We start from the raw sequence: 16,915 nt of genomic DNA, 5'->3' as shown, positions 1-16,915 counted from the left end.
GATCGATCGTCAAAGACATAGCCAGCATCATTGTTAAATCGCAGATCACTGCACCGCTCATGAATATGATGGGCATGGGAACCAACGGCGCGGGTAATACCGGTAACATTGCTGGGGCTATGCTGAATCAGGGCGTAAGTCTCGTCAGCTCCGGCGGCGCCGGTGTTAACGTGAATAACGGTGACAAATCCATTGGTCAGTCCGCGAAGGAGACCAGCGCGGGTATTAGCCAAATGAGTACGGCCACCGAGAATGCTAACAGCGGATTGTCTGGGATGGTTAGTAGCGCCTGGAATTCTACAAAGTCATTCCTTGGTCTTGGCACGGCCACGGGTAATCAGACTAAGGCAATCGGCGCCAACATTCTGACGATGAATAATCTATCTTCAGTGGCAGCAGGTTTGACGGCTGTTTTCGCTTCGATGGGGGCTAGTTCGACTTCATCGAAGGGGCGTTGGCTGAACTTTGGTATGTCCATGGTATCCGCGGCAACATCGGTCTGGGCTGGTAGCCTCGCGAGTGGTGGCAGCGGTGGCAGCGGTGGCGCAGTGGCTCACGCAAATGGAGGGGTTTTTGGGCCAAATGGAGTGGTTCCATTAAAAACTTACTCCAAGGGCGGTATTGCCACCACACCTCAACTCGCTCTGTTTGGTGAGGGTCGTGATAACGAGGCATATGTCCCGCTGCCAGACGGTCGTTCTATCCCTGTAACCATGACAGGGAATATTGGCGGCGGCGGAACAATTGCTCCGGTTGCCATCAACATCAGTGTTAATTCTGACGGCTCCAGCTCAACGTCTGGCTCGGATGCGGACGGCAAAGGTTGGAACGATGCAGCCCAACGCATTAAAAACATCGTTCTCGAAACGATTACGCAGGAAAAGCGCCCTGGTGGTTCTCTGAACAAAAACACCAACGGCAACAGGTAAAAACAAAGCCGCCTACAGGAAGTGGGCGGCATCTCAAGGAAGAGAAAAATGGCAAGACAAACCTTTAACTGGTTCCCGGATTTTGAGTCAGAGAAAACCGTAAAGCCAGAAGTGACCGTTCTGAAGTTTGGTGACGATTACGAGCAGCGCCAGTCAGCCGGTCTTAACCGCATTAAAGAAGAATGGGCGCTGACGTTTAAAAGACCTTACAGCATCGGTAATGCTATCGACGATTTTCTGACAGCTCGCGGCGCAGTTGAGTCATTTTACTGGACGACCCCGCGCAATAAGAAAATCATCTGTGTGTGTGATTCTCATACTGTTAAACGCTATCCGGGGTATTTGGAGATCAGTTGTACCTTTAGACAAGTTTTTGAATCTTGATAAGTAAGTATTTACTTATTAATATATAAGGTATCGTTTTTAACTCAAGGATGAGTATGAGTATTCGCACGGAAATTCAGAGGTTGGCGCCATCCTCCGTTATCGAGCTTTTCGAGCTTGATATGTCGGTAACAACCTCGGGCGGGAAGCTTTTCTTTCACGCCGGAACGAACAATCTCGACACATCTGTCGTCTGGCAGGGAGTTGAGTATCTACCATGGCCGATTAAGGCGAGTGGGTTCGATAAAACGGGTTCGGGTTCTTTGCCTCGACCAAAGATGACCGTCTCTAACTATGGCGGCACAATTTCAGCCGAAGTCGCGGCAAATGACGATCTGGTTGGTTGCACAATCACGCGTCGTCGCACGCTGGCTCGTTTCCTCGACGCGTCGAACTTCCCATCTGGAAACGCGACCGCCGACGCTTCTCAGCACTTCCCTGATGAAATCTGGTTCGTTGAGCAGAAGACACTGGAAACTAAAGATAGCGTTGAGTTCGAGCTGTCCAGTGTATTTGATTTGATGGGCGTTCAGTTACCTGCACGTCAGATCATCAAAAACAGCTGCCCGTGGAAATACCGCGGAGCGGAGTGTGGCTACTCAGGCCCGTACTTCGACAAGAACAACAATCAGGTCACATCGCTCAGCGACGACTACTGCACCAAGCGTCTCGATGCGTGCAAGGCCAGGCGAAACTTCTTCGCCAACGGAATCATTGCTTTTGGCGGCTTTCCGGGGGCAACGCGTGTTCAGTGATATTAAATCCATTGCCGGCTCCGCGGTGACGCAGTCGCTATATCAATGCGCTATTGCCCGTTATCCAAATGAGGCGTGCGGGTTCATCGTCCAGACATCGGGGGAGAAATATCGCTTTATTGAGGCGCGAAACGTCTCTGAAGACCCGGCCAATGAGTTTGTCATGCATCACGAAGACGTAATTGCTGCCGAAGACGAGGGCGAGGTTGTGGCTATCTGGCATAGCCACACTGATCGCCCTCCAGTGGCCTCTGACGCCGACCGCGCTGGTTGTGAGGCAACGGAGCTACCTTGGCTCATCCTCTCCGTCACGAAAAATCTTAACCCGGAGATTGATGCCGAGTTTCGTTTAAGCGAGATGGAAGTGATCACGCCCAATGGCTTTGAAATGCCGTACACCGGCCGACCGTATGTCTTTGGCATCTTCGACTGCTGGATGCTGTGTCGAGACTATCTGAAACGCGAATTCAATATCGAGATCAACGCCAACGCTCACCTGCATATCCCGTCGTGGTATCTGGGCGACGACGACATTCTCGACCTGAATTATCGCAATGAAAATCTCGTCCGTCTTGCCCATGGCGAAGAGCCTCAGAAGGGCGACATCTTCTTCATTCAGTACGGGAAGATGCCAGATCACTGCGCTGTTTACGTTGGTGACAACCGCATCCTGCATCACCAAATCGACAGGCTAAGCAGTCACGCCACTTACGGCGGTATGTACCAGAAAAATACTACGCATCATTTGCGTCATCGGGCGTTATTAACAGGGAAGGAAAAATGTCTGAATTAGTTCATGTCCAGCTGGGCGGCGCACTTGCAAACCGCTTCGGCCGACACTGGCGTCTCCGCGCATCAAATGCGGCGCAGGCCATCAACCTTATCGACGCAAACAAACCAGGCTTAAATGCCTGGATTCGTCGTAATGCGAAGGTTTACGACCGTTATCACATTCAAATCACAACCAAAAGTGGAGCCACATGGTCGGTTGACGAAACCGAATACATGATGAAAGGCGCCGGTAAGGATGTTGAGAAAATACGCATCACGCCAATACCAAAGGGACGTGGCGGGAAGACGCTTGGCTACGTTCAGGTCGCGATTGGCGCCGCGATGGTGGTCATTGGTGCATTCACAGAAATCTTCACTGCAGGCACATCCTCGGCGCTGGTTGTGGCCGGCATGAGCATGATGATGGGCGGTCTGGCTCAGATCCTATCCCCACAAGCAAAAAACCCGGAAGTGAGACAAGCGGATAACTCCGACTCGTTTTATTTCGACGGGCCTCAAAACACTACTAATCAGGGAAACCCGGTTCAGCTGAACTACGGCGAAGAAATTCTCGTTGGCTCGCAAATCGCAAGTTCCTCTATCACTATTGACCAGATTTAACGGTGGGATAAATGGAAGTTCCAAATTTCAAAAAAAGCCGTCTCTCGCAATTAGTCGCGCACGGCCTGATTATCTCAGGACGCGGCGGCAGTAAGGGTGGCGGTAGCTCAAGGACGCCAGTGGAGGCTAATGACACGGTAAACAGCCGCGCTATGGCTTCTGTATTGGATTTGCTGGGTGAGGGTGTTATCGGTGGTCTGATTGATGGGGCAAAATCCATCTTCCTGAACGACACGCCGCTCCAGAATAGCGACAATTCCTACAACTTCAGCGGTGTAACCTGGTGGTTCCGCGACGGTTCTCAGGATCAAAGTGTCATCGATGGTTTTGACTTCATTGAAACGCCGAAATCAGTAGGGCGTCAATTGAAGCAAACGAGCCAGGTTAACGTGTCTCTGGATTCTGCGGACAGCGATCGCGTTCGTGTGGTGATGAAGTTTCCTTCACTTCGCAGCATCGATAAAAAGAGCGGCGATACTAACGGTACGACAGTCCAGTTTAAATTCCAGATCGACGCAGGTAATGGCGGCGGCTTTGTTGACGTTGTTGCAGAGGGAGAATCCAACGCAACCATTTCTCTGACCGCGAAAAAGACAGGTGTTTATTACCGTAGTTATGTTCTGGACTTACCGAAGCCGGCAAAGGCATATACTCTGCGTGCCATTCGTCTGACTGAAGATCATACCGATAACAGCTATCTCTACGATGACACCTACATCGATTCGATCGGTGAGATTGTCAATACCAGCCTGAACTATCCGAACTCTGCGCTCGTTGGCCTGAAAATCAACTCAGAGCAGTTCGGTTCTTCAATGCCGACTCGTTCATACCTGATTAAAGGTTTGAAAATTCGTGTCCCGTCAAACTATAACGCTGACACGAACTCCTACGACGGCAATTGGGACGGTACATTTAAGCTGGCATCATCCTCCAACCCGGCGTGGATTCTCTTCGACTTGCTGACGAACACTCGTTACGGTCTGGGTCAGTTTGTTCAGGAGTCGATGATTAACATCGGCGAGCTGTATCAGATTGGTCGCTACTGTGATGCGTTCGTTGATGATGGCTTCGGTGGCAAAGAGAAGCGCTTCGCAATCAACACCCAGATTACCAGTCGCCAAGATGCTTATCGCGTCGTGCAGGACATCGCAGGGGCATTCCGTGGCATGGTTTATTGGGCTGGTGGCATGGTTCACATCACGCAGGATTCTCCAGCAGACCCTGTGATGCTGTTCTCCAACAGCAACGTGGTAAATGGCTCATTTGCATACAAAGGTTCGGCGCGTAAAGATCGCTATTCCGTTGCTCTTATCACCTACAACAACAAAGAGGACGGTTACAAGCAGAGCGTCGAGTATGTAGAAGATCAGGAAGCGATTAAACGCTATGGCATCCGCAAAACTGAGTCAGTCGCATTCGGCTGTACTTCACGCGGCCAGGCGCATCGTGTTGGTCTCTGGACGCTCTACACATCTCGCATGGAATCTGACGTCATCACCTTTGCAGTAGGTATGGACTCTGTATTCCTGATGCCTGGCGACATCGTGCTGATCGCAGATAAATTCCGCGCTGGCCGTCGCAACAGTGGTCGTATTATCGGCTACACCTCCAATAGCATCAAGCTGGACGCTCCGGTTGATCTGACTTCAGTTGGAAACCATATCACCTTCCTCAGCGCAGAAGGGAAAATGGTTGGGCGTGATATTTTGGAGAATGGGAAGAACATCACCACCGTCACGTTTAAAACCGCTCTCAGCTCCAATGAGACGCCGGTAAGCGATGCAGTGTGGGTCATTGCTCAACCAGACTTAACTCCGCTACAAGCACGCGTTGTGAGCGTTGCTGAGGGTGACGATGGTACGTCGTTCAATATCACGGCTATTCAGAACAACCCGACCAAATACGAAGCTATTGATAGCGGCGCACAGCTGATCCCGCAAAATACGACCGTTCTTGACCCAACGTTCTCAAAGCCGTCAGGTCTGGCGATTACCGAAGGCACTTATCTGTCCTCTCCGGGTAACTTGTCCGTTTCTCTGACCGCTACATGGCAGGGCAAGTCGGCTCAGTATTACATCAGCTGGCGCCGCTCCGATGCCGGGAATGTTTCAAACTGGAAATCTGAGCGCGTAACTGAAGAACAGTTCGAACTTCGTGGAGTAGCGGAGAACGGCCAGTACGACTTCCAGGTGTACGCTGTTTCTGTTGGTGGTCGCAAAACTGATCCTATCAGCATCACCTACAAAGTTCTGGGAACCATGACGGCGCCTGATGCCCCGACCGGTCTAACTGCGGTAGGCGATTATCGTTCAATTGTTCTGAATTGGGTAAACCCGGCTTCCGTTGACTTGGATCACATCGAGGTTCTGGCATCCAAGACCAACGATAAGTCTAAAGCGCAGCTGATTGCCAAGGTATCTGGCACAACCTTCAGTCACAACGGTCTTGAAGACTCTGTCACCTGGTATTATTGGGTACGTGCAGCCAACAAACGTGGAATGCTCAGTGCGCTGAACTCTCCACTAGCGACGGTCGCAACGACGCGCGACGTTCTTTCGTTCCTGCAAAATAAAATCACCGAGTCCGAGCTGGGTCAGGATCTGATTGCTGACATTAACAGCAAGGCTGTGGCGACGGAGGTGGACGCGGCCATAGATGAAGCGAAAAGTGAGACTAAGGCCCAGGTTGATGACGCTCGCACTGAGGCGGCTAACGCTGTCAAGTCGGCCAAGGAAGCGCTAAGCACCGCCATCGACAAAGAGACTAAGGATCGCGCACAAGCCATTGCTAATGAAACGACCGCACGTAATAAAGCTATCGCAGATGAGGCGTCTATACGCGCCACTGCCATCTCAAACGAAGTAACCGCGCGTACCAATGCGATTGCGGCGGAAGTGGAGGCTCGAACCAAAGCCGTTGCCGATGAAGCGACCGCGCGCGCGAAAGCTGTCTCCGATGAAGCGATTGCTCGTGCCTCAGCGATTACAGACTCCGTTGCGGTTGAAGCAAGTAACCGTGCGAAGGCTGTCTCGGACGCAACAGCCGCACTCGATGCAAAAATCAGCAAAGAAGCCAGAGATCGTGCGTCGGCCGTTTCCGCACTGGACATCAAAACTGCAAACGCAATCAATACCGAAACCTTAAATCGAATTTCGAGCATTGAGGACGAAGCACGCGCCCGTGCTGACGCTCTTCTTCAAGAGAAGAATAATCGCCAGTCCGAGATTAGCAACTTGTCTACGCAGGTGCAGACGGTTAACGAATCTCTGGCTCAGCAAATTTCCCAGATTGCCGCTGGCACCGGTGAACAGTTCGATAGCCTGAAAATTTGGTACTTTGATACCAACAGTGAGGGATGGACAGAAGACGACGGTGGCACTGTCCCAATGTCCGTTACCGATGATGGTTGGTTGAAGTCTTCAAACAGCACAGCTTCTTGCCGCTCGCCAAATAACATGGTTATCGACGCCAATGCCTATCGTTTCCTAAAGCTGCGCATCAAGAAAGTAGGTAAACCGACATGGTCAGGCAAACTGTACTGGATCGGGGCATCAGAGCAGGGCTGGAGTGAGTCTCGCTCTCTCGTTATCGACGAGCCAGAATATGATGCTAATGGCGTTGCCACGCTGACCATTCACGACATTGACTGGCGGGCTTCCACGACCATTCGCCGTTTCCGGTTTGATTTCCTGAAGAACCAGAGCGACACAAACAACCTGTTGATTGACTGGGTTGCAGTAGGGCGCCCGACGCCTGGCGCCGGCATGGCCGCTCTGCAGGATGAGAAGTCCGCTCGTGTGGACGCTGATGCCGCTGAAGCTGCGAACCGCAATGCCTTGGCCGTCCAGATGCGCGGATCTTACGAAGGCAATGATCTTTCTAAAGTGGGTTCCGGTCTTATCTTCCAGGAGCAGCTGGCGCGTGTCACCGCGGATAAGGCAGAGGCCATGGCTCGCCAGTCTCTTGAGACAAAGGTGGACGACAGCGTCTCTAACATCAACAAGTCCCTCGACACCCTGAACACTCAGGATAAAGCGATGGCGTCGGACATCACCGGTCTTAAATCATCCCTGAAGGACAAGGCTGACGCTTCTGCATTGCAGACTCTGAAGACGTCAGTGGATCAGCAGGGTTCGAGCATTTCGACTCAGGGTCAGTCGATCACCAAACTGCAAAATGACCTGAGCACTACCAACGCCAATGTTAGTAAAAAGGCCGACCAGACAGCGCTGACCGCACTGCAGGGAACAGTGACGCAGCAGGGTAAAGACATTTCCGCCGCGAATAGCAGCATCACCAATCTCAAAACGTCTCTCGACACCACAAACAGCAATGTGGCGAAGAAGGCGGACGCGACTGCGGTCAATGATCTGACATCTCGTGTTAGCGCAACCGAGGATAAAGCATCCAGCCAGGCGGACAGCATCGTTCAACTGAACAACTCACTGAACAACGCGATCGCCGATACTGACGCGTCCGCCGCGATGCCGAATAACCTCATCGTAAACCCGTCGTTTGAGCGAGGACTGGATGGTTATACCGGACGGTCAGCGGCAACCAGTGTGGTTGAGATTTCCACTCCACATGGTGGGACACGGGCGCTGAAGGTTGATGCTGGTAATGTGTCACCGGGACAGTATGTAAGCTTTGTACAGGGTCGGACGTATGAAATCGGGGTATGGGTTAAGGATCTCGGAGCGACCACTGATAACGGAGCAGGCAACAACAAACTGCGGATCGGTAACTCCGCTGGTCAGCCGGTGTTTGAGCGACCGTACAATAGCGGGACGATCGGTTCCGACTGGACGCTGATTTCCGGTCGCTGGAAGGCTACGGAGACAGCCAAGCTTCCGGTTACGCTGAGTAACTATTTGACAGCCGGGAGTCGTTGCTTTGATGATTTCTATGTCATCGATGTGACAGATAGTGTCAAAATCGACGCCAACGCCTCCGCATTGTCTTCTCTCCAGAATACTGTAACCCAGCAGGGTAAAGATATTGCGTCGCAGTCCACCAGCATCACTTCGCTGTCAAACCAGATGGTTAACGGCCGCCAGAACATGTGGGTGCGTAGCGTATACAGCGTACAACTGGCGAACAATACCACCGAGCCGACTTTTAGCGATATCAACGGTAAGGCGCCAATCTCGATCGATGAGGTTCCTGACGCGGCAAAACTGGACTTTGCGAGCGCCGGCAGTTACGTGATCGCGCATTACAAAGCCTTCGTGAAGGTTAATGCTGATACCACCATCACTATGGCACCAGGGTCCCGTGTTTTTGATGATACGGGCGCCGTGTACGTGAACGGTGTTAGGGTTGCCTTTGGTAATGCAGGCTGGAATACGGTTAGCTTTGATCTGAAAGCTGGCTGGAGCACGGTTGAGTTCCTGGTAAACCAATGGACTGGTCAGGCTTACATTAACCTCGGCTTTAAACTGTCCGAGAAGGTAGCCCAGCTGAATTCTGCTCTTGGGATGAACGCGCTTTCGAATGCCATTAGCGCCGTCACCTCAAACGTCAGCACCGTAGGTGATCGCGTCACGAGCACCTCGCAGAGCGTTACTGATCTGCGAAACAGCCTCGAACAGACCAACGCTAATCTAGCGAATAAGGCAGATGCACAGGCGCTGTCTACGCTGCAAAATACGGTTACCCAGCAGGGCAAAGACATTGCTTCAGCCTCAAGCAGCATTGCAAGCCTGCAGAACAACCTGAGCACCACCAATGCCAACGTTGCAAAGAAAGCTGATGCGACGGCGCTGAACGCTCTCCAGAACACCGTGACGCAGCAGGGTAGCTCCATTTCGTCTCAGGGTAACAGTATCACCCAGCTTAAAAACGACGTTGATAGCTTGTCTATTGGCGCGAGCAACCTTCTTCGTAACTCCGATAAGAGCGGCGCCCCGGCTCTGTGTCTGTCTCCGACTTCCGGCTTCACCAGTTATGAGCTGAAAGCGATTACGGGTCTGGTTGGTAAAAATATCGCTGTTAAAACTCAGTACACGATGACTCTTTGGTTTAAAGAGTACGCGGATGGCTTCGGAACAACTAAGCCGTTCACTTCTGCAGTCATCGGTCGTTCCGCTGTCGGGACTGACTCATGGTCTCTGCGTTACTATTCGCAGAACGGCATCGTTACGCGTGATGGTGACTTGTACAAATGGGTTGGAACAATTACAGCTGAATCTGGTTCGACGCTTTTCGTAGGCGTTGCCGGATTGCGATTCCTGTTTGAAGATAAGTCCCAGAAGACCGGTTGTCAGATCTACCAGGTGAAACTGGAAGAAGGGAATAAGGGCACCTCGTGGTCGCCGGCTTCCGAGGATCTGTCTGACGCGATTTCTGGCAATAGTCAGGCGCTGAGTAGTCTTGATAGCCGTGTGACTAAAGCCGAAGGCTCAATCACGTCTCAAGGCAACAGCATCACCCAGCTTCAGAATGAGCTGACCGCGACGAATGCTAACGTTAGCAAGAAGGCGGATGCCTCTGCACTGGCCTCGCTGCAGAACACAGTGACTCAGCAGGGCAAGGATATAACGTCGGCGTCCAGCGATATTTCTTTACTGAAGAATAGTCTGGCGACAACTGATGCAAACGTTGCTAAAAAAGCGGACTCTTCTGCGCTGTCTTCGTTACAGAGTACGGTGACGCAGCAGGGCAAAGATTTGAGCAGCGTTGGTAATCGCACAACGAACCTGGAAAACAATCTCAAGACCACAGACGCGAACGTCTCGAAGAAGGCAGACGCATCTGCGGTGGATACCCTCCAGAATACAGTAACGCAGCAGGGTAAGGACATCACTTCAGCCAGTGACGCGATCACCAGTCTGAACAACAGCGTCGGCGCCATGACGAACATGGGCGACAATCTGATTCAGGATGCCAATCTTGAAGGTGATGGCTCAGCGTTCAGGACGCAGCAGAACAGCGGCACGACAGGCAGCATTGTTGCATTTGGTGCATACGGTGAAAACTCGGCTGGCGCTCGAATGCTGAAAGTGAATGCAACCTCTCCGGGTCTTTTTGCCAATGGTAAAAAACCAACCCCGGTAAATGGCTCTCGCAAATTCCGCTATATCGTTCGCGCCAAGGGTGTGTCGGGTTCGATGAACATGCTTCTGCGCCGCTGGAACTTCAATGGGTCTGCTGAGGGTAATTACGAAGATAAAAACGTCACGCTAACGAGCGACTGGCAGACTATTACATGGGATACGTCTTTCTCTCCGAGAACTGGCGCGGATGGTCAGGCTTTTGGTATCTACTGCCACCCAAGTAACGCGGAAATCTGGATTGATTCATTCCAGGTGTTCGATATTACTGATGCAGTCAATAACGATGCAACGGCCAGCGCGTTGAGCGATCTGTCAACGAAAGTGACCAAGCAAGGTGACACGGTTAGTTCTCAGGGAACGTCGATCACCAAGCTACAAAACGATCTGACTTCTACGAAGACCGATGTGTCGAAAAAGGCAGACGCCTCTGCGTTGCAGACGTTGCAGAACACCGTTACTGATCAGGGTAAAACGCTGATCAGCCAAGGCAATGCAATCACGACTCTGACCAACACCGTTGACACTGTAAAGGGTGATGTGGCTAAGAAAGCGGATGCGACAGCTTTAAATAACCTCTCCACTCGGGTTAGTAATGCCGAAGATAAGATTAGCAGCAGCAGTGACGCCATCACTTCGTTGAACAGCTCGCTGAATCAGCAGTCTAAGCGCGGCGCAAACATCCTGCCAGACGGGACGTTCGAGAGCTATTCGAGCGGGTACAATATCACCAATGGTCGCGTCATCGTGACTACTGACGATTCTCACGGCGGAAACAAATGTATCCGTGTGACGCGTCCGAACGACTACAATGCCAATGCGACCGACAACAGTGATAACCACATTTTCAGCGGATTCCAGGTTCGAGATAATGCGGTGTTTTATGTTGAGTGCTGGGTGAAGTTGGATGCTAAGAGCACGACGATGGACGGGGCAGTTCAGATTGCGATCGGGATGTCGTTGCAGTACCAGGACAACTCGTGGCAGTGGCCGGCGCTCATTAAGTCGGCGAAAGATCTGTCCGCCGACTCTTGGACGAAAGTCAGTGGCTATCTGAAAAGTAGTAAGAGCGGCATCAAGCAGGCGATGGCGCGTATTTCTATTCCTAACGTTAGCAGCGTTAAGGCTGGAAACTCCTTCCTGATCGACGATCTCGTCATCACCGATGTCACTGATGCCTACAATGCGCAGCAGACAGCCGATGCGACGGCGAGTGCGGTGTCGACGCTACAGACGACCGTGTCCAAGCAAGGTGACAGCATCACCTCGCAGGGCGACAGCATCACAACCCTGAATAATGGCCTGGCTACGGCAAACAAAGCCATTGGCACAAAGGCCGATGCATCAGCACTGCAAACGTTGCAAAATGCCGTCAATCAGCAGGGAAAAGATGTTGCTTCTAACACCAGCAATATCACCGCTCTGTCTAATCAGATTGTTAACGGCAAGCAAGGCACCTGGTCACGCCGCATCTATAAATGCCAGTTATCCAGCGCCGCTGCTGAGCCTACATTTAGCGATATTCAGGGACTTTCCCCGGTATTCATGGATGAAGTTGCCGACGCCGCAAAACTGGATTTCTCGGGTGCAGGTTCATATGTAGTTGCGCACTACAAGGCAATGGTTCGTGTTGCTGCGGATACCACCATCTCGGTGTCTCCGGGTTCTCGCGTATTTGATGATTCTGGCGCTGTGTACGTTAATGGCGTGCGTCAGGCAGTCGCTATATCAGGCACCGCTACTCTTGGCTTTGTACTGTCTTCGGGCTGGAACACCGTTGAATTTTTGGTGAATCAGTGGACGGGAAACGCCTATATTAATCTGGGCTTCAAGCTGGGTGACAAAGTTGCCGAACTATATTCCGGTCTGGGTGTTTCTTCTCTGTCTACGGCAATTAATTCGATCAACTCGAATGTCAATAAGGTTGGAGATCAGACTTCAAGCAACAGCGCGGCGATCACCTCTCTGAAGAACAGTCTGAGTGATACCGACTCTGCTGTGGCTAAGAAAGCGGACGCTTCGGCTCTTCAGACGCTGCAAAACACGGTTACTCAGCAAGGTAAGGATATTGCAAGCCAAAGCGACAGTGTTACGAATCTCAGCAACGCACTAAGTAACGTTTCTATTGGTGGCGTCAACCTGATCAAAAACTCAGGCGACATGGCCGGGTGGTCTGGTAAAACCAATGAAATCTTCCGTGGCAATGCGGTGATTAGCGCGACTACTAAAGCGGGCAGTTCCTACCGAGATCTCAAGGAGATTACTCTCGACGCTCCAGTCGACAATGCAGAGTACGTTTACAGTTTCTTTGCAAAAGGTGGTGAGAACGGTCAAAGCATGACCGCTTACTTCTACAACCCTAACTCGACGACATCTGGGGTTAGTAGTCAAGGTGTGTCAGACGGCAGTGTTGATGGTCGTATGTCATTCACTTTGACAACTGAGTGGGTTCGTTATTGGGTTAAGTGGAAACAGAAGCCGGGAACTGGATCTAAGAGAATAATCCTTGCACGCATCCAAGCATCTTCGACGAAAGATCAGACTGTCTCTATCACCAGCCCTAAGCTGGAAGTTGGCAATATGCCTACAGAGTGGTCTCCGGCGCCGAGCGATATGGCATCGTCTAACGATCTGTCATCGCTGAAGACTACGGTTGATGCGAATAGCAGCTCCATTCAGTCTGTGACCTCTCGTGTCCAGAAAACTGAAGACAATATCTCCACGCAGAATACCGCGATCACTAAGCTTCAGGGTGATTTGTCGACCACTAACAATCTGGTTTCGACAAAGGCTGATTCAGCTGCGCTTCAGACGCTACAGAACTCGGTGACGCAGCAGGGCAAAGATATTTCCAGCCAGGGAACTCGTGTGACGTCCATCGAGAATAGTCTGACGTCTGGCGCCAACCTCATCCCTAACGCCAAGATGCTCAACGGCGCACAGGGCTGGGGTGGGGCGGCGACAACTGTCGACGGTTACGCGGCTGTAAATAGTTCAGCTGGATGGCAGCCAGTCTCACCACTGTTTGAAGTGACACCGGGTGATACACTGGATTTAAGCATGATGTGTCTTGCGGGTCAGGCAATTACTGTGGGATGGGGGTTGCGTTTTGACGGCCCTAGTCTCTCTAACGCCACCATCTACGCAAGCAACTTGAGTTATCAAGCTGGTGAGAAGAAGGCTGTAAGCGGTACGTTTGTCGTTCCTGTCGGCGCGACCACAGCAAGGCTGCAACCGAACACTGGCGCTACCGCGAGTCTGACAGTCTATAACGTCGTCGTCACTCGTCGAGACGCAGGAACTATGGCCAATAGTTCCGCTATTGATTCGCTGACCAGTACGGTTCAGACGCAGGGTGATGCAATCAGCTCTGTGGGCGGTCGGACGACATCTCTGGAAAACAGTCTGAAGACGACGAATGACAACGTGTCTAAGAAGGCTGATTCCACTACGGTTCAGACACTTCAGAACACCGTCACGCAGCAGGGAAAAGACATTTCTGCCGCTGGCACTAACATTACCTCCATGCAAGCGTCACTGACTCGTCGCACTGTATTTACGGTAACGGCGAAAGGGAATGGCAACAGCGTAACTCCTGGGGTTTTTGATGAAAGCGGCAAGAACCTGTTTACCCCTGGTCGCAGCTGGGCGTTGGTCACTTTTGCAAAACAAAGCGACGGATCAACGGTGATTGCGACCTCCAAAACATACGATGTCTTTGGTAGCGCGAATAATGGCGCCACGATGTCGGCTGATATCGAGGCGTTGGCTAGTGGCACTTACGTTTGCGTCCTGACATTCGATGAGCCATCTGGCAACCGAGGTAAGATATTGTCTGCTCTGGAATCTCTTGGTGGTACATCCGAAGTAGTCAACTCTCTGCCGTATCGTGGTGCCTATATCCTCCTTGGCCGCAAAGGCATGAAACCGGGCGATGGTCTGGAACTGCGTGCGCCAACCGGTGGCGACGGCACCGCCCACATTTCGACCTCAGTCGAGTTCGTGAACGGCGTAATGATGGGGCTTGGAGCAGCTGGTGGCGTGATGATGAAAGCAGATGCAAACGCATCGGCGATTACCACACTCCAGAACACAGTAACGCAGCAAGGTAAAGATATTACCTCGTCCAGTAGCGCAATCACGAGTCTCCAGAATGGACTGGTAGCAGCGAACAGCAACATCGACAAGAAAGCTGACGCAACGGCGCTTCAGTCACTCCAGAACACGGTAACACAGCAAGGTAAGGATATTTCCACGCAGAGCGGTAATGTCACCAACCTGCAGAACAGCCTGAGTGCCACGAATACCGGACTTGCCAATCTGGTTGCGGACAGTGACGCGTCGAAAAAAATCATTGGAAACCTTCTGACCAACTCATCGTTTGAGCGCGGTCTGGAAGGTTTCAGCGGCGGCGCGTCATTTATAAAGGTTATTGATGCTCAGTCGCCAAATTCGGGAAGTAAGATCCTGTCATGTGGGGCCGGTACGGGGACAGTCTCCCAAAGCATCGCAGTGACGAAAGATCGCACCTACAAAATCGGCGTGTTTGCTCGCTGTCAGTCTGGCACCGTTGTCGATAATCAGAGCAATAACAAACTGCGTATCGGCAACTCGTCTCTGCTCGCTGATTTCATGTTTAAGCCGACAGACCTTCCTACTGGCTCGACCTGGAAGGAGATCTCCGGGACTTGGAAGGCGACGGTATCTGGTAGTGTTGATGTCTCTATCAACTCGTCCCTCAAATCAGGTAATCAGTATTTCGATGATTTTTACTTCATCGATATCACTGACATAGTGAACATCAACGCGACGAGCAATGCGGTTGCTAGTCTGACTTCGCGAGTTACCAGTGCAGAAGGTACTGTTTCCAGTCACACCGGAAGCATCACGAATCTGAGCAATAGCCTTAATTCGTTGAATAACACGGTTTCTGGCAAGGCCGACGCTTCGGCACTTCAGTCACTGCAGAACACGGTTACGCAGCAAGGCAAAGACTTGTCTTCTGCGAGCGACAGTGTCACTGACCTGAAGAGTAGCCTGAATACGCTGAAGGTCCAGAGTAACCCGTGGATCGACGGTACTTTCGAAACCTATGACAACAATCAGCAGTTGGGCGGCAGCACTGCGATTGTTACGACGGACTTCAAGAGCAGCGGCAACAAATGTCTGAAGGTTACTCGCCCGGCCAATACCAGTGGGAATTCCGACAAGACGATCGGCTCTTATTCTGCGGTACGCCAGAGCGCGAAATATCGCGTTGAGTTTTGGGCTATGATGCCGGCAAGTGAAGCCCCGCCGTCTGGCTGGACTGTGGTCGTTGGTCTGCACTCCATCAACAAAGATGGTGGGAATGACTGGCAGGGCATTACGTTCAACGAGGCTGGTCTTGGCGGTCGCGACCAGTGGGTTAAGTTTACTGGTGTAGTGAAAGTGAGTCCGAGCGTTACCCGTAGCCATGTATGGATTTCTACTCGTGGTCAGAGTGGCTCCAACACACCTGGATACGCGGTGTACATTGATGATTTCGTCATTACCGATATCACTGATGCTGCGGATGCACAGGCTACGGCGGATGCAAACGCAACAGCAATCTCATCGTTGCAGACGAAGGTCAGCGACATCGATGGGAAAGTGACTGCCCAAACGTCGCAACTGTCTTCCATGCAGTCGAAGGTAGACGCGTCTTCTTCGAAAGTGGATCAGCTGTCTAAGACCATTTCGGACAGTCAGAGCACTCAGGCATCGTTGAACACCAGTCTTCAGTCTCAGATTGATGCCCAGGCTTCGGCCAACATCAAAAACCAGGCTGATCTGAACTCGGCGACAACGAGTATCGCGTCTATCAAATCGACTCAGGCGACTCAGGCGACTCAGATTAGCGCAATGGCAAAAACGCAGACTGACATGACCGCATCATTGAATAGTCAATCTGCATCTATCCAGACGCTGCAAGAGGCTGTTTCAAACAATGACGCGCTGAACAGTACCTGGATGGTGAAAATGCAAACCAACAACAACGGGCAGAAGTATGCGGCGGGTATCGCTCTCGGTGTTGATGGTAAAAATATGCAGAGCCAGTTCTTGGTTCAGGCAGACCGCTTCGCGCTAATTAATACATCGAACGGCAATACGACGACTCCGTTTGTGATTGATAATGGTGTAACCTATATGAACGCGGCTTTCATCAAGGATGGGTCAATAGGTAGCGCCAAGGTCGGTGATTTGATGAGTTCGGGTTTCCAAGAAAACGTTAGAGGTTGGCGAATCTCTCGCGATGGAACGATGAATATAAATGGCTCAGGGCCGGGTAGTTCCAGAACGGTAATTACAAACGGTAAAATCGAAGTCTATGATTCAAACAACCGTCTCCGTGTGAGGATGGGGATTTTCTAAAACTAAAGCC

5 protein-coding genes and 1 pseudogene are annotated in these 16,915 nt (G+C 51.6%); all 6 read left to right on the top strand.

Annotated features, from left to right (window positions below):
• Positions 1–929: pseudogene (locus HMPREF9538_RS15540) on the top strand (phage tail tape measure protein); the annotation flags it as partial.
• 48 nt (positions 930–977) lie between these two features.
• Positions 978–1,313, top strand: a complete 336-nt coding sequence (locus HMPREF9538_RS15545) for a phage tail protein (protein ID WP_009484925.1) — start codon at positions 978–980, stop codon at positions 1,311–1,313.
• Positions 1,314–1,369: 56 nt separating this feature from the next.
• Positions 1,370–2,068 carry a phage minor tail protein L gene (locus HMPREF9538_RS15550; RefSeq protein ID WP_032410397.1) on the top strand — a complete coding sequence of 233 codons (699 nt, stop codon included), beginning with the start codon at positions 1,370–1,372 and terminating at the stop codon, positions 2,066–2,068.
• A complete protein-coding gene (locus tag HMPREF9538_RS15555) occupies positions 2,058–2,861 on the top strand; it encodes a C40 family peptidase (RefSeq protein WP_009484923.1) in 804 nt (267 codons plus the stop codon). Before HMPREF9538_RS15550 ends, HMPREF9538_RS15555 begins: the two co-directional genes overlap by 11 nt.
• Positions 2,849–3,460, top strand: a complete 612-nt coding sequence (locus HMPREF9538_RS15560) for a tail assembly protein (RefSeq protein WP_009484922.1) — start codon at positions 2,849–2,851, stop codon at positions 3,458–3,460. The genes HMPREF9538_RS15555 and HMPREF9538_RS15560 overlap by 13 nt, the downstream gene beginning before the upstream one ends.
• An 11-nt stretch (positions 3,461–3,471) precedes the next feature.
• Positions 3,472–16,905: a phage tail protein gene (locus tag HMPREF9538_RS28790; RefSeq protein ID WP_009484921.1), complete on the top strand. Its 13,434-nt coding sequence runs from the start codon at positions 3,472–3,474 to the stop codon at positions 16,903–16,905.
• Positions 16,906–16,915 lie beyond the last annotated feature (10 nt).

The sequence above is a fragment of the Klebsiella sp. MS 92-3 genome (assembly GCF_000195655.1).
In the GTDB taxonomy this organism is placed as follows: Bacteria; Pseudomonadota; Gammaproteobacteria; order Enterobacterales; family Enterobacteriaceae; genus Klebsiella; species Klebsiella pneumoniae.
This window is presented reverse-complemented; position numbering and strand designations above follow the sequence as displayed.

Bases quoted from the DNA above. Each gene is read 5' to 3' on its own strand.
- HMPREF9538_RS15550 (WP_032410397.1), top strand. From the start codon at position 1,370: ATGAGTATTCGCACGGAAATTCAGAGGTTGGCGCCATCCTCCGTTATC.
- HMPREF9538_RS15545 (WP_009484925.1), top strand. From the start codon at position 978: ATGGCAAGACAAACCTTTAACTGGTTCCCGGATTTTGAGTCAGAGAAA.
- HMPREF9538_RS28790 (WP_009484921.1), top strand. From the start codon at position 3,472: ATGGAAGTTCCAAATTTCAAAAAAAGCCGTCTCTCGCAATTAGTCGCG.
- HMPREF9538_RS15560 (WP_009484922.1), top strand. From the start codon at position 2,849: ATGTCTGAATTAGTTCATGTCCAGCTGGGCGGCGCACTTGCAAACCGC.